This is a genomic window from Streptomyces sp. NPDC002156 (assembly GCF_053593675.1).
In genome coordinates this window covers 1-15,022 of the sequence record NZ_JBSFDA010000058.1, presented here as the reverse complement: position 1 = coordinate 15,022, position 15,022 = coordinate 1, and the positions used below count along the sequence as shown (strand labels likewise).

Below are 15,022 nucleotides of genomic sequence, written 5' to 3'. Positions count from 1 at the left end.
ACCGACGCCCGTGCCGCTCACGCGGACGGCCGAAGCTCCGTCCCGATCAGCCTGTTGAGGTGCCGGCGGGCGTCCTGGGTGCTCAACGGGGGTGCCTGGCGCAGCCGTTGCAGGGCCAGGCCGTCGGCGAGGGCGGCGAAGCGGACGGTGAAGCCGTCGAGGTCGTCGCAGGTGAACTCCCCGTCGGCGACGGCTCGTTCGGCCAGTGCGCGGATCTGGCTGTGCCAGGCCTCGTAGCGCTGGGCCTGGCCGCGCGCGAAGGCCTCGTCCTTTGCGCCCCCTTCGACCACGGAGCCCGCGTTCCAGTAGTCGAACCACATCCGCCAGTGCCGGTCGGTGTCCTCGGTGAACAGCGCGTCGACGAGCAGCCGCAGCGCCTCGGCCCCGCTGCTCGCCCGGTCGGCGGCCTCGTGGAGCGCCGCGTAGTACCGCTCGATGTGCAGCACCATCGCCTCGGAGAGGATCTCCTGGACGCTGCCGAAGTGATAGGTGACGGTACCGACCGACACCCCGGCCGCGGCGGCGACGTCGCGCACGCCCACCGCCGCGTATCCGCGCTCCGCTATCAGCGGCACGGCTGCCTCGACGATGAGCCGCCGGCGGACCTCGGTGGGCTGCCGGGTGCGGTCGGCGGCGGCCACGGCGCGGCGGGGGGCCTTCGCGGCGGGCCGGGAGGGCTTGGCGGCCGTCATCCCGAGGTCCTCGGCGTGGTGCGGTGCCATGCGCGCTTGGCCACTGTCTCTCCGTTCGCCCGTGCTTCGACGCGACTGTCCATGACGAACTCCGCGGCCGTGGCCCGCAGCTCCGTCCGCGCCATGATCTCAGCGTCCCACTCGTCGCCGCCCGCCCCGCGCCGCAGCCGGATGCGCCACTCGGAGACGGCCCGTGCGGACAGCGGGTCGTCGGAGCGGATGCGGTACGTCTCGCGTGCGCTCTCCTCGTACCGCAGGCCGTCCGGATAGGTGCGCGAGCCCCCGTAGTTGGGGTCGACCTCCAAGGTCCACTCCCCCTTGGCCACGTCGTGCGTGACGAGCCGTTCGGGTGCCGGGTCGGTGGGCCGGTCGTAGGTCACGGGCAGCGGCGGGGCCTGCTCGGGCTCCTCGAACACGATCGGCGCCTGCGCCTCGTCCAGCGCTTCCCGTACCGGCAGGAGTACGGCACTGTCGGCCGGTACGAGACGCAGCTCGCCGCGTTCGCCGTGCGGCCACACCCACGGCCAGTACGCGTCGGAGACGGCCAGCCGGATGCGGTGGCCGGGCGGGAAGGCGTAGCCGATGCCGTTCAGCTCGAACTCGACGTCCTCGTACGTCCCCGGGCTCCACTCCACGGCCTTCTCCCGCCCGTGCCTGCTCAGCAGGTTGAGCACCCCGCGCGTGACGAGCGTCGACGACCCGTCGGGGGCGACGTCGCACAGCCGGGCGATCACATGGGCGCGCGGGGTCGCGCTGTCGAGGCGCAGCCTGACTCGCGGGCGCCCGAGGATCTCGACCCGCTCCTCCAGCACCGGCGAGTCGAAGCACACCGAACGCCCGTCCTCCTCCCGCTGGTCGGGCGGCAGGTCGCTGGCGTTGCCGAAGGGGAAGAAGCGCCCGGCGTCGAGGCCGGTGTGCTGCGGCGAGCGTACGAGGACGGGGGTGCCGGGGGTGTCGCCGGAGCCGAGCGGGCGCGTGTCCCAAGTGATGTTCGGGGAGGGCCAGTTACTCTCCCCCACCCATCTGCCCGGCATCTCCTCGTACGAAGTCGCGGGTGGCACCGGGTCGTTGATCCACGCCCGGAGCAACGGCTCCCGCATGACACCCGTGTCGATGCCCTTGAGGTGCTGGTCCCACCAGCGCAGGGTCTCCTGGAGGAAGCCGATCGCAGGGCCGGGCGGGAGTCCCCGGTCCGGGTACTGGTGCGACCAGGGGCCGATCAGACCCCGCACGCGGTCCCCGGGCAGGTGTTCCACGAGTCGCAGTACGGCGTCCCGGTACGGGTCGTGCCAGCCGCCGACCGCGAGGACGGCCGCGCCGATGGCGTCGTAGTCCTCGCAGACGCTGCCGTGCTTCCAGTAGTCGTCGCGCTGCTGGTGGTCCAGCCAGGTGTGGAGGAAGGGTTCGAGGGCGTCGAGGCGCTCGCGCCACATGGGGAGCCAGCGGTCCGTGCCGACAACCGTCGGGTCCGGCGGGCGGGCCGCGAAGGCGAGCATCGTGCCGGCCCAGGCAAGCATGTCGATGCCGAGGACGGCGCCGCCTGTGTAGTGGACGTCGTTGTCGTAGCGGTCGTCGGTCGAGCAGACGGTGACGATCGCCTTCAGTGGTTCGGGGGCGAGGGCGGCGATCTGGAGGGAGTTGAAGCCGCCCCAGGAGATCCCGAACATGCCGACCGCGCCCGTGCACCAGGGCTGTGCGGCAAGCCAGTTGACGACGTCGACGCCGTCCGCGAGTTCCTGGGCGTCGTACTCATCGCCGGGTGTGCCCTCGCTGTCTCCGTGCCCCCGGATGTCGACGCGTACGGAGGCGTAGCCGTGTCCGGCGTACCAGGGGTGGCGCTGGGCGTCGCGCGGGGACGTCCAGTCGCTCTTGCGGTACGGGAGGTATTCGAGCAGCGCGGGCACCGGGTCCGAGACGGCGTCCACCGGACGCCAGATACGGGCGTGCAGGTGGGTCCGGCCGTCCCGGGTGGGGATCCAGACGTCCTCGCGGACGACCTGGCGCTCGAACTCCTCGCGGTACTTCACGAAACTCCTTCGGTGACACGGGCGTCGGCCGCGCGCCAGCGGCGGACCCGGTGTCCGTCGCCATGCTCGGTCCACTGGTCGTCGGGCCCGGCCGCGTCCTCCCAGTCGGGGTCGCCCGTGTCGCCCTCGACGAACGGGCGGGCGTCCGGGTCGGGTTCGAGGGCGGCGGCCATCAGCTGGCGGGTGTAGGGGTGTCCGGGCGAGGCGAACACCGCGTCGGTCGGGCCCTCTTCGACCACGACTCCGTTCCGCAGCACCACCACCCGGTCCGCGATGCCCCGTACGACGGCCAGGTCGTGGCTGATGAACAGGCAGGCGAGTTGGCGTTCCCGGCGCAGGTCGTCGAGGAGGCGCAGGACGTCTGCCTGGACGGAGACGTCGAGGGCGGTCGTGATCTCGTCGGCAATGAGGACATCGGGCTCGCCCGCCAACGCCCGTGCGATGCCGATGCGTTGGCGCTGGCCGCCGGAGAGCTGGGCGGGCAGGCGGTCGGCGAGGGCGGGGTCGAGCCGGACGTCGGCGATGAGCCGGCGGGCCCGTTCGGCGGCCTGCGTGCGGCTGTCCGCCGTACCGAAGAACCGGAGCGGGCGGCGGATCGCGTCGCCCACCGAGCGGCGGGGGTTGAGGGAGGTGTCCGCGTTCTGGAAGACGAGTTGTACCCGGCGGCGCAGGGACAGCGGACGCCGCCCGGCGGGCCGGGCCAGGTCGCCCGGCTCGGTGTGCCCCGGCTGGTGGGTCATCGTGCCGCCGGACGGGGTGCGCAGCCCGGCGAGGGTCCAGGCGAGCGTCGACTTGCCGCTGCCCGACTCGCCGACGAGGGCGAGGACTTCGCCGCGCCGGACGTCGAAGGAGACGCCGTGCACGGCCCGGGCGGAGCCGTAGTCGACGGTGACGTCGACGGCCGAGACGGCGACGGGTGAGTCGTCGGGCACGGTCGCCTTCGCGCGCACCTCCCGCTCGCCCGTCTCGCCGACGACCGCGAGCCCGGTGTCGTCGAGGCGCGGCACGCTCGCCAACAGGCGTCTGGTGTACGGGTCTTGGGGTGTCGTGAAGAGCGTGCGCGTGGGCGCCGCCTCCACTACTCTCCCCGAGCGCAGCACGGTGACCTCGTCGGCCATGTGGGCGACGACGCCGAGGTCGTGGCTCACCAGGACGGCGGCCAGGCCGAGTTCGTCGCGCAGTGCGGCGATCAGGTCGAGGACTCCGCGCTGTGTCACCACGTCCAGGCCGGTCGTCGGTTCGTCGAGGACGAGGACCTTGGGGCGGGCCGCGACGGCCATGGCGATGGCGACGCGCTGCTGCTGGCCGCCGGACAGTTCGTGCGGGTAGCGCCGGGCCAGTTCGGCGGGGCGCGGCAGCCGGACCTGTTCCAGCAGGTCGACGACGGGGATGCTACCGCCCGCCTCCGCGATCTGCCGGCCGATCCGCATGGAGGGGGTGAGCGCGTGGCCCGCGTTCTGGCCGACCATGGCGACGGTGTTGCCCCGCAGCCGCCTCAACTCCCGTGCGGGCAGGGCGAACACGTCCTGTCCGTCCACGACGACCGAGCCGCCGGTGACCCGCGACCCGTGTCGTAGATGCCCCAACAGGGTCGCCGCGACAGTGGACTTGCCGCTGCCGGACTCGCCGACGAGGGCCAGTGTCCGCCCCGGGGCGACCTCCAGCGACACCTCGTGCACGACGGGCACGTCACGGCCGCCCGAACGGTAGGCCACGGACAGGGAGTTCACGGAAACGATCGAGCCGGCCATCAGTTGCCCTCCCTGATCCTGTCGACGCCCCACGCCTTGGACAGGCCGTCGGCCGCGAGGTTGAGCCCGACCACGAGGGTGGCCAGGGCGATGATCGGTGCGAGGCTCGCCATCGGGACGACGGTGATGGCGGTGCGGTTCTCGGCGACCATCAGCCCCCAGTCGGGGGTCGGCGGGTCGGCGCCGAAGCCGAGGAAGGACAGCGAGGAGATCAGCAGGACCACCCAGGAGGCCCGCATCGCGAACTCCACGCACACCACATCGGTGATGTTCGGCAGGATCTCCCGCCGCAGGATCGCCCAGGTGCCCTCACCGCGCGCCCTGGCGGCGGTGACGTAGTCGGCGGGGACGACCGCGAGGGCGGCGCCGCGCACGACGCGGACGACCTGGGGGACGTACACGACGGCGATGGCCAGGACGATGACCGACGGGCCGGTGCCGAGGGCGGTCACGATGACGAGCAGCGCCAGGATCGACGGCACGGACAGGATCGCGTCCAGGACGCGGCCCAGCACGTCGTCGAACCAGCCGCCGCGCAGTGCCGCCGCGCATCCGACGACCGTGCCGAGCGCGACGGTCAGCAGCGTGGCGGCGACAGAGACACCGAGGGCGTAGCGACCGCCGTACAGGACGCGGGCGAGGACGTCCCGGCCGTACTGGTCGGTACCCGCCCAGTGGGACCAACTCGGGCCCAGCAGCGCCTCCGAGGAGTCGTTGGCGATGGGGTCGTAGGAGGTCAGGACGGGGGCGAGCAGGGCGATCAGGACGTGTACGGCGACGATCGCGAGGCCGACGAGCGCGGTGCGCAGGGTGCGCCAGGCGCGGCCGGCCACGGGGGCGAGGGTGAGGGCGGTCATCGGGTCCTCCCGCGCGTACGGAGCTTGGGGTTCAGGGCCATCGCCGTGAGGTCGGCGGCGAGGTTGCAGCACACGTACACGACCGCGCTGACCAGGGCGATGGCCTGGATGACGGGCAGGTCCCGGTTCTGCACGGAGGAGAGCATCAGCTTTCCGATGCCGGGGTAGTTGAAGACGTTCTCGACGACCGCGACCCCGCCCGCGAGCCAGGCGACGTTGAGGGCGATGACGTGCAGGGTGGGCAGCAGCGCGCTCGGCAGTGCGTGCCGAGTTACCACCCGCCAGGTCGACAGGCCCTTCAGGCGGGCGGTCGTCACGTACTCGCTCGCCATCACGTCGATCACCGAAGTGCGGGCCATGCGCACGATGTAGGCGGCCATGACGATGGCCAGCGCGAGGGCCGGAAGCCATACGGCAGGCAGGAGTTGGCCGACGCTCGCCTCGGGTCCGTACAGCACGACCGCCGGGAACCAGGGCAGCGCGACGGAGAAGCAGAGCACCAGGACGGTCGCGACGACGAACTCGGGGACGCTCATGCCGACCAGGCTGACCGTGGAGATGAGGTGGTCGGGCCAGCGGTCGCGGTACAGGCCGGCGACGATACCGAGGACGATCGATCCGGTGACCGCGAACAGGACGGTGATCAGGGCGATCAGCGCCGAGTTGCCGAGGTACATGGACACTTCGCCGCCGACGGCCTTGCCGGAGACGAGCGAGGTGCCGAAGTCGCCGTGCAGCGCACCGCGAACCCAGTCGAAGTAGCGCTCCCAGGCGGGCTGGTCGAGGCCCAACTGGGTGCGCAGGGCAGCGACGGCGTCCGGGGTGGCGTCCTTGCCGAGGACCTGGGTGGCGACGTCGCCGGGAAGGGCCTGGACTGCGAGGAAGACCAGGACGGAGGAGAGGAGGAGGGTACCGAAGGCGGCGGCGATCCGGCGCGCGACGAAGGTCAGCATGCTCATCACGCCCCGTCCTTCAGGCCGATGCCGCGGTAGTCGAACTCGAAGCCGTGCTCGGCGTATCCGCGCACCTTGCGCGAGATCCCGACGAGCCGGTCGGCGAACATCGGGGTCATCGCCCCGCCCTTCTCGATCACCAACGTCTGTGCCTCGCCGTACAGTTCGCGGCGTTTCGTGTCGTCGGTCTCGCGGCGCGCCCGGTCGAGGACGGCGTCGAAGGCCTTGTCGGACCAGGCGGTCTCGTTGTACGAGGAGCCGCTGCGGAAGATCTGGGTGAAGAGCTGGTCGACGGGTCTGCCGGTGAACCAGTAGGTGGCCATGAGCGGCTTCTTCATCCAGATCTGGGTGTAGTACGAGTCCGCCGCGGCCGTCTTGACCCTGATCCGGATGCCGGCCCGCTTGGCGGAGTCCTGGTAGGCGAGGGCCATCGGCGTGAAGATCGGGTCGTAGGAGGAGGTGTAGAGGTCGACGGCCAGCCCCTCCTGCCCTGCCTGCTTGAGCAGATATCGAGCCTTGTCCGGGTCGTGCGCCGGGTGCGCGGAGAGGTAGTTGGGGTCGCTGGGCGGTACGGGGTTGTCCCAGCCGGCGGCGCCCGCGCCCTGCAGGGCGACCTTCACGACGTGCTCGGGGTCGTAGGCGAGCTTCATGGCCTGCCGGACCCGTACGTCCGTGAAGGGCTTCTCCGTGGTGAGCATCGGCAGGACGTACCACTGGGCGTTCTTGACGCGGGCGACCGTCGCGCGGTCGGAGGCGGCGACCACCCGGGCGGTCGCGAAGTCGAGGTTGGTCTGGGAGAGCAGATCGACTTGCCCCGCCAGCAAGGCATTTGATCGCGCGGACATGTCGGCGACCGAGTAGAAGGCGATCGCGTCGAGGACGGGACGGCCGGCCCAGTGGTCCACGTACGCGGTGACCCGGCCGGGTCCGGCGGGCGCGAACGACTCCAGCTTGAAGGGGCCGGTGCCGATGCCCGTACGGCCGATCGAGCGGGCGCTCCCGTCGGGGACGACATAGCAGTTGTAGTGGGTGAGCAGGCTCGGGAACTCGGCGTTCGGGGTCTTCAGCGGGACGACGAGGGTGTGCTCGTCGGGGGTGCGCAGCGCGTCCGGGTCGACCAGCGGGGCGAGAACGGCCGCCTGCGGGGAGGCGGTTGCCTTGTCGAGGATGTGCCGGAGTGTGTAGGCCGCGTCGGCGGAGGTGAAGGCGCGTCCGTCGTGGAAGGCGACGCCCTTGCGCAGCCGGAAGGTCCAGGTGCTCGCCTTGGTGTCCGGTTCCCAGGACTCGGCGAGGTCGGGGGCGAGGGTGCCGTCGGCGGCGACGCGGACGAGGCGGTTGTAGAGGGCGCCCAGATATTCGTACGCGGACAGGGCGCTCGCCGGATCGAGGGTCTCGGCGTCGGAGGCGGGCGGCCGGGCGATGCGCAGGGTGCCACCGCGGTCGGGAGCGCCCTTCTGCACGGCGGCGGGCAGCACCGGCGCGGACGCGGCGCCCGTACAGCCGGTCAGCAGCCAGGACCCGCCGAGCGAGGCCGCCGAGGCCACACCCGCGGCGAGCACCGACCGCCGTGCCGGGTGGTGGATGTCGGACATGGACCGACCGCCCTTCCCGCTATTCGTTCAGCGGAACGATTAAGTGAAGTGCGTGAACGATAACGAGGGAGCGGTTTCCCGCCAACCCTTCGGCCGCGGAAATTAACCGGGGAAACGCAGTGGTTACGCGGGGGCAGCGACGGGCCGGTCGGCGTGGCGCCGATCCGACGTGCGCGACGACGGGCGGGCCCACGGTGCCGGACGCGCCGGCGCGTGGTCCCGGACAGACCGGCTGGCGGGTCCGTGACGGAGCAACCCAGAGCCCCGACCAGGCCGACCCACGGGTCCCAACCAGGCCAACCCACGGCTCCCGGACAGGCTGACCTGCGATTCCGTGACGAAGTAACCAGCAGCCCCGGACAGGCCGACCCACGTGTCCCGACCAGGCCAACCCACGGCTCCCGGACAGGCTGACCTGTGGTCCCGTGACGGAGTAGCCAGCAGCCCCGGACAGGCCGACCCACGGCTCCCGAACAAGCCCGCCCGCAGCCCCGTGACGAGCCAACCCACGGTCCCGCGACAAGCCAATCCACGGGTCCCCGACAGGCCGACCCGCAGTCCCGCAACGGCCCGGCCCACAGCCCCAGACACCCAGCCCGCGCCCCCACAACAAGCCAACCCACGGCTCCCGAACAACCCGACCCTCGGCCTCGGCCGCCCCCACGCACCCGCCGCACCGCCAAATTCGGTGGACTGCGCGCCCCTCGGCCGCTGGGATGGTCGACATGTGTGCCCTGAAGATGCATGCCGACGAGGTGGAGATCGATGCCCCGCTGGTCCGGCGACTGATCGCCCGGCAGTTTCCCGAGTGGGCGGAGCTGCCCGTGGAGCGGTTGGAGTCCGCCGGGACCGAGAACGCCATGTTCCGGCTCGGCGGTGAGTTGGTGGTCCGGCTGCCGAGGCATCCCGGAGCGGTGGACAGCATCGAGCACGAGCAGCGCTGGCTGTCCCTGCTGGGGCCTCGGCTGCCGGTCGCCGTGCCCGAGCCGCTCGGGCGGGGCCGCGCCGACGACGGGTTCCCGTGGCCGTGGTCCGTGTACGGCTGGCTGGACGGGCGGAACCCGGCCGTCGACGCCCTCGACGCCCCCGAGACGCTGGCCAGGGAACTCGCCGTCTTCCTTCGCGCCCTGCGCCGCGTCGACCCCACGAACGGGCCGACCCACATCCGGCCCGCGCCCCTGTCGACACGGGAGACAGAGACGCGGGCGGCCCTCGCCCAGTTGGCGGGGGCGGTGGACACGGAGGCGGTGACGGCCGTGTGGGAGGAGGCCGTACGGGCTCCTCAGCACACCGGACCGCCGGTCTGGGCGCACGCCGACCTGTCACCGGGCAATGTGCTGGTCGCCGAGGGACGACTCAGCGCGGTGATCGACTTCGGCTGCGCCAGGATCGGCGATCCGGCCGTCGATCTGATCGCGGCCTGGAACCTGCTGCCCGCCGGTGTCCGTGACACCTTCCGCGAGGCGGTCGGCGCCGACGACGCCGAGTGGGCGCGCGGGCGCGGCTGGGCGCTGTCGATCTCGCTGATCCAGCTGCCGTACTACCGGGAGACGAACCCGGTGCTCGCGGCGAACTCCCGGCATGTGATCAGGGAGATCCTGGCCGAGTGAAGGAGATCCTCCCATCGGGGTGGTGTAGGCCGGCACACAGAGGGCAGAAAGCGCTTGCCCCAATGCCAGGTTCCCAAGGAGGACCTCCGTCCATGGCGTCGTCCGAGCAGCCACTCGACCACCGTTACCGGGGCGAGCACCCGATACGCACCCTCGCCTATCTGTTCCGCGCCGACCGGTGGCGGCTCGGCGTCGCGCTGGTCGTCTTCACCGTCAAGCACAGCCCGATCTGGCTGCTGCCGCTGATCACGGCGGACATCGTCGACACCGTCGTCCAGCACCGCCCGATCGGCGGGCTCTGGCTCAGCTCCGGGGTCATCATGCTGATCCTGGTGATCAATCCGCCGTTGCATCTGCTGTACGTGCGCCTGCTGTACGGCAGCGTGCGCCGCATGGGGACCGATCTGCGGTCCGCGCTGTGCACGCGGATGCAGCAGCTGTCGATCGGCTACCACTCCCGGGTGAGCGCGGGCGTGCTCCAGGCCAAGGTCGTCCGTGATGTGGAGACCGTCGAGCAGATGATGCAGCAGACCTCCGACTCGGGGCTCGGCGCGCTCACCGTGCTCATGGGCGGGCTTGTCGTGATCGGGATCCGTACGCCCGAGTTCCTGCCCGTGTTCCTGCTGGTGGTGCCGGTCGCGGCCCTGCTGATCGTCCGGCTGCGGACGCGGCTGCGCGCCCAGAACGAGAGTTTCCGGCACGAGGTCGAGCAACTGTCCTCGCGGGTCAGCGAGATGACGCGGCTGATCTCCGTCACGCGGGCGCACGGGCTTGAGGGCAAGGCGCTGGGCCGGATGGACCGCACCCTGCGCCAGGTGCTCACCTCCGGGCTCCGCCTCGATCTGCTCAACGGGCGGTTCGCTTCGCTGGCCTGGGTGTTCCTGAACGCGGTCGGCGTGCTGTTCCTGACAGGCGCGGCGCTCGTCTCGTACTACGGCGTCTGGGGTGTCACCCCGGGTGATGTGGTCATGCTGAGCGCGTTCCTGACCACCCTCACCAACTCGACGACCACGCTCGCGGGGCTCGCCCCGGTCATCACCAAGGGCCTGGAGTCGGTGCGGTCGGTCGGCGAAGTGCTGGAGGCGCCCGAGCTGGAGGACAACGCGGGGAAGATCGCCGTGAGCGGGCTGCGGGGCGAGGTGACGTTCGAGGGCGTGGGGTTCGCGTACGACGAGGGCGGGCGGCCCGCCGTACGGGACTTCGGGCTCAGCGTGTCGCCCGGCGAGACGATCGCGCTGGTCGGTGCCTCGGGGGCCGGGAAGTCGACCGTGCTGAACCTCGTGATCGGGTTCATCCGGCCGACCTCGGGGCGGCTGCTGCTCGACGGGACCGATATGAACACGCTCGACCTGCGGACGTACCGGCGGTTCGTGTCGGTGGTGCCGCAGGAGTCGATCCTGTTCGACGGGACGGTCCGGGAGAACGTGGCGTACGGCATGGACGACGCCGACGACGCGGCGGTGCGGGCCGCGCTGCGGGACGCCAACGCGCTGGAGTTCGTGGACCGGCTGCCGCACGGCGTCGACACCCTGGTCGGCGAGCACGGCGCCCGGCTGTCCGGGGGCCAGCGGCAGCGCCTCGCCATCGCGCGGGCGCTGATCCGCGATCCCCGGGTGCTGATCCTCGACGAGGCGACCTCGGCGCTGGACACCAAGTCCGAGGCACTGGTGCAGGAGGCGCTGGCGCGGCTGCTGCACGGTCGTACGACGTTCGTGGTCGCGCACCGGCTGTCGACGATCCGGGGCGCCGACCGGATCGTGGTGATGGAGGACGGCGCCGTCCGGGAGATCGGCTCGCACGAGGAGCTGCTGGGGCGCGGCGGGGTCTACTCGGCGCTGCACAGCAGCGGTCAGCCGGCCTGAGCCACCGCAGTGCGGGGGTGGCTCAGGCCGGTGTCGACCAGCCGGGTCACCCCTACTCCCCCGCGTACGCCTTCTTGAGGGCGGCGATGTCCAGCTTGCCCATCGCGTACATGGCCTTGGTGGTGCGGACGGCCTTCTCCTGGTCCGGGTCGCCGATCATCTCGATCAGGCCGTCCGGGATGACCTGCCAGGACACGCCGTACTTGTCCTTGAGCCACCCGCAGGGGCCGCCCTCGCCGCCCTCCGTGAGCTTGGCCCAGTAGTGGTCGACCTCGGCCTGGTCGGCGCAGTAGATCTGGAAGGAGATGGCCTCGGTGAACTTGAACATCGGGCCGCCGTTCAGGGCGACGAACTTCTGGCCGTTGGCCACGAAGTCGACGGCCATCACGCCGCCGGCGGGGGCGGGACCGGCCTCGTTGTAGTAGCCGATCTTTCCGAGGGACGAGTTCTTGAAGATCGAGACGTAGAAGTGCGCGGCTTCCTCGGCCGTGCCGTCGAACCAGAGACACGTGGTGAATCCGTCGGTCGTCATGGAGAACCTCCTGGAGCGGGAGACTGGAGCGGGAGAGCTGTCACCCCTTTCGACCGATCCTCGTTCGGAAACTCATCGGTGGCGCGGTGAGTTTTCCGAACGGCGGCTCACTGGCCCACTCGGCCGTCGATCCGCTCGCGCAGGAGGTCGGCGTGGCCGCAGTGCCGGGCGTACTCGTTGACGTGCGCCGCCAGGACGTCACGGACCTGGAGGTGTCCGCCGTGTTCGGCGCCGAAGTCGGAGAAGCCCGCGTTCGTGGTGCCGAGGTCGTCGACGCTCGCGATGAAACGGTCGGTGCGTTCCGTCTCCAGCCGCCACTGCCGCCAGGCGTCCTCGACGACCGCCGGATCGGCGACCGCGCCGTTCCAGTCGCCGTCCCGGTCCTCCTCGGTGCGGTAGAGCTTGGGCGCGTCCTCGCCGGCCATGACCCGGCGGAAGTGCCGCTCGTCCTCGGTCAGATGCCGGATCAGTCCGAGCAGGGACATCGTGGACGGCGGTACGGAGCGGCGGGCCATCTGTTCGGCGTCCAGGCCCGCGCACTTCATCTCCACGGTGAGGCGGAAGTGGCGCAGGCCCTCCAGCAACGTGCCGCGTTCGTCGACGATCTCGGTCTCGGTCTCGCGTGGATCGTCGTCCGGGTCGACCCACATGTCGTCATAGACGGTCGCGACCGTCCACCGAGTCGTCTTCGTGTCGGTTTCGTGCTCGCGCGAGTCCATGGGGGCATCGTGGCGCCCGTCACCGGGCTCCGCCAACCGATTATTCGGCCTGGTGCACGATCTGGATCAGGTTGCCGCAGGTGTCGTCCAGCACCGCGGTGGTGACCGGGCCCATCTCCATCGGCTCCTGGGTGAACCGCACACCGAGCCCGCGCAGCCGGTCGTACTCCGCGTGCACATCGTCCACGGCGAAGGCGGTGGCCGGGATGCCGTCCTTGACCAGCGCGTCCTTGTACGGCTTCACCGCGGGATGGCCGGAGGGCTCGAGGAGCAGTTCGGTCCCGTCGGGATCCTCGGGCGACACCACGGTCAGCCAGCGGTCCGCGCCGATCGGGACCTCGGTCTTCTTCACGAAGCCCAGCGCGTCCGTGTAGAAGCGCAGGGCCTTGTCCTGGTCGTCGACGAAGACGCTGGTCAGGTGGATCCTCATGATGCCCTCTCTCGGTTCGGGTCACCGAAGGTGCGGTGCCTCTCCCGCATCATCACGCAACCAGCGGTCGTACGCCGCCGGGGTCCCAGCCCTCATGGGGCACCGAGTCGAGCAGAAGTCTCGTGTACGGATCCTGCGGGTCGCTCAGTACCCGCGCGGTCGGTCCCTGCTCGACCACGACTCCGCGCCGCATCACCACCGTCTCGTCCGTGATGTGCTGGACGACGGCCAGGTCATGGCTGACGAAGACCAGGGCGACCCCGGTGTCCCGGCGGATCTCGCCGAGGAGCTGGAGGATCTGCGCCTGGATCGACACGTCCAGCGCGGCGACCGCCTCGTCGAGCACCAGGATGCGGGGGTCGACGGCGAGGGCGCGGGCGATGGCGAGGCGTTGCCGCTGGCCGCCGGAGAGGGCGTGCGGCCGCGCGTCTCCCTCCCGGCTGCCGAGGCCGACCTGGTCGAGCAGCGCGTCGATACGCGTGTCCGGCTCGGGGTGCCGGTGCAGGCGCAGGGCGGTGCGCAGGCACTGACGGGAGGTCAGTCGTGGGTCGAGCGAGACGTACGGGTCCTGGAAGACCATCTGGATGTCGCGGGCGCGGGCCAGCCGGTCGCGACGCCCGAGCCTGCCCCGCCCGTGGGCGCGGTCCTTTCCCTCGACGGTGATCGTGCCGGAGTCGGGCCGGAGCAGGCCGACGAGCATGCGCGCGACCGTGCTCTTGCCGGAGCCCGATTCGCCGACGATGCCGACGGAGCCGCCTCGGGGCACGGTGAAGGACACCTGGTCGGCGGCGGTCAGGCGCTCGCCGCCGGGCAACCGGTAGGTCTTGGTCACGCCGTCCACGACGAGCAGCGGCTGGGTCGGAGGGGTGCCCGTCATGACGTACTCCTGGCGGCCGGGGCGGCGGGTTGCGCGGACAGGTCGGGGAGGCGTCGGCAGGCTGCCGTGCCGCCGCCCTCGACGGGGACCGGCTCGGGCGGCCCGCTCTCGCACTCGGGCTCGGCGTGGGGGCAGCGCGGGGCGAAGGGGCAGCCTGTGAAGTGCTCGGCGAGGGACGGGGGTTTGCCGGGGATCGGTCGCAGGACCCGGGTGGTGTCGCCCAGTTCGGGCGAGCAGTCGAGCAGGCCGCGGGTGTAGGGGTGCCGGGCGTCCGTGAAGAGGCGGCCGGCCTGCTGCTCCTCGACGATCCGGCCCGCGTACATGACGTACACGCGGTCGCAGTAGGCGGCGGCGAGATGCAGGTCGTGGGTGATGAAGAGGAGTCCGAGGTCGCGCTCGGCGCGCAGCTTGCGCAGCAGGGCGAGGATCTCGGCCTGGGTGGTGACGTCCAGGGCGCTGGTCGCCTCGTCGGCGAGGAGGAGGCGGGGTTCGGCGGCGAGGGCGCCGGCGATGACGACGCGTTGCAGCATGCCGCCGGACATCTCGTGCGGGTGCTGGCGGATGCGCTGTTCCGGGTCGGGCAGGCCGACGGCGTCGAGGAGTCCGACGGCGCGGAGGCGGGCGGCGCGCTTGTCCAACTGCCCGGTGGCGAGCAGCCGTTCGACGAGGAAGTCGCCGACGCGGCGGACCGGATTGAGTGCGGAGCGGGGGTCCTGGTGGACCATCGCGACCGTCCTGGACCGGTGTTCGCGCAGCCGCGGGCCGCTCATCGTCAGCACGTCGGTGCCCTCGACCAGGGCCCGGCCGGTGGCCTGTGCTCCGTCGGGGAGGATGCGCAGGGCGGCCTTGGCGGTGGTGGATTTGCCGGAGCCGGATTCGCCCACGAGTCCGACGACCTCGCCGGTACGGACCTGGAGGGAGATGTCGGCGAGCAACGGCCGGGCGGCGCCCGGGAGTTGGACGGTCAGGTTCTCGATGTCGAGCAGCATGCGCGCGCTACCTCCTGGCGCCTAGGTCGTGTCCGTAAAGTCCCGTCGTCCGCCCGGAGGGCGGGCCCGGCGGCGTCTGGTGCGTGCTCTCGGCGTGCCGGGCGGAGTCCCTCGTACTGGTTGTACGTGGG

Annotated in this window: 13 protein-coding genes; 2 read left to right on the top strand and 11 right to left on the bottom strand. The window is 71.5% G+C overall.

The features are described from left to right. Window positions 1–17 precede the first annotated feature (17 nt). The 6 genes from ACWCRB_RS23445 to ACWCRB_RS23420 are packed head-to-tail and all read right to left on the bottom strand — an operon-like array spanning window position 18 to window position 7,872. Window positions 18–722: a TetR/AcrR family transcriptional regulator gene (locus tag ACWCRB_RS23445; protein ID WP_450997901.1), complete on the bottom strand. Its 705-nt coding sequence runs from the start codon at window positions 720–722 to the stop codon at window positions 18–20. Next, window positions 689–2,719, bottom strand: a complete 2,031-nt coding sequence (locus ACWCRB_RS23440; protein ID WP_450997900.1) for a CocE/NonD family hydrolase — start codon at window positions 2,717–2,719, stop codon at window positions 689–691. The genes ACWCRB_RS23445 and ACWCRB_RS23440 overlap by 34 nt, the downstream gene beginning before the upstream one ends. After that, window positions 2,716–4,470, bottom strand: coding sequence for a dipeptide ABC transporter ATP-binding protein (locus tag ACWCRB_RS23435; RefSeq protein ID WP_450997899.1), 1,755 nt, complete (start codon window positions 4,468–4,470; stop codon window positions 2,716–2,718). The genes ACWCRB_RS23440 and ACWCRB_RS23435 overlap by 4 nt, the downstream gene beginning before the upstream one ends. Further along, a complete protein-coding gene (locus ACWCRB_RS23430) occupies window positions 4,470–5,327 on the bottom strand; it encodes an ABC transporter permease (protein WP_450997898.1) in 858 nt (285 codons plus the stop codon). The genes ACWCRB_RS23435 and ACWCRB_RS23430 overlap by 1 nt, the downstream gene beginning before the upstream one ends. Then, window positions 5,324–6,280, bottom strand: a complete 957-nt coding sequence (locus tag ACWCRB_RS23425; RefSeq protein ID WP_450997926.1) for an ABC transporter permease — start codon at window positions 6,278–6,280, stop codon at window positions 5,324–5,326. The genes ACWCRB_RS23430 and ACWCRB_RS23425 overlap by 4 nt, the downstream gene beginning before the upstream one ends. A gap of 5 nt (window positions 6,281–6,285) precedes the next feature. Then, entirely contained in the window at window positions 6,286–7,872 is a 1,587-nt protein-coding gene (locus ACWCRB_RS23420; protein ID WP_450997897.1) for an ABC transporter substrate-binding protein, read from the bottom strand. Between the two features lie 725 nt (window positions 7,873–8,597). Between ACWCRB_RS23420 and ACWCRB_RS23415 the strand changes: the two genes are divergently transcribed. Further along, a complete protein-coding gene (locus tag ACWCRB_RS23415; protein WP_450997896.1) occupies window positions 8,598–9,482 on the top strand; it encodes an aminoglycoside phosphotransferase family protein in 885 nt (294 codons plus the stop codon). A 92-nt stretch (window positions 9,483–9,574) separates the two neighbouring features. Beyond that, entirely contained in the window at window positions 9,575–11,344 is a 1,770-nt protein-coding gene (locus ACWCRB_RS23410) for an ABC transporter ATP-binding protein (RefSeq protein WP_450997895.1), read from the top strand. A gap of 52 nt (window positions 11,345–11,396) precedes the next feature. Here the strand turns inward: ACWCRB_RS23410 and ACWCRB_RS23405 are convergent, their stop codons facing one another. The 5 genes from ACWCRB_RS23405 to ACWCRB_RS23385 all read right to left on the bottom strand — a co-directional run bounded on the left by ACWCRB_RS23405 (window position 11,397) and on the right by ACWCRB_RS23385 (window position 14,891). Beyond that, window positions 11,397–11,876, bottom strand: a complete 480-nt coding sequence (locus ACWCRB_RS23405) for a VOC family protein (protein WP_450997894.1) — start codon at window positions 11,874–11,876, stop codon at window positions 11,397–11,399. Between the two features lie 107 nt (window positions 11,877–11,983). Continuing rightward, entirely contained in the window at window positions 11,984–12,595 is a 612-nt protein-coding gene (locus tag ACWCRB_RS23400; RefSeq protein ID WP_450997893.1) for a DinB family protein, read from the bottom strand. Between the two features lie 40 nt (window positions 12,596–12,635). After that, complete coding sequence (locus tag ACWCRB_RS23395; protein ID WP_450997892.1) at window positions 12,636–13,025, bottom strand: VOC family protein; 390 nt, start codon at window positions 13,023–13,025, stop codon at window positions 12,636–12,638. Between the two features lie 52 nt (window positions 13,026–13,077). Continuing rightward, the gene (locus ACWCRB_RS23390; RefSeq protein WP_450997891.1) at window positions 13,078–13,902 is read right to left on the bottom strand and encodes an ABC transporter ATP-binding protein; all 825 of its coding nucleotides are present in this window, start codon (window positions 13,900–13,902) and stop codon (window positions 13,078–13,080) included. Next, window positions 13,899–14,891 (bottom strand): ABC transporter ATP-binding protein, encoded by a 993-nt coding sequence (locus ACWCRB_RS23385; protein WP_450997890.1) that lies wholly within the window; start codon window positions 14,889–14,891, stop codon window positions 13,899–13,901. The genes ACWCRB_RS23390 and ACWCRB_RS23385 overlap by 4 nt, the downstream gene beginning before the upstream one ends. Between the last annotated feature and the right edge of the window lie 131 nt (window positions 14,892–15,022).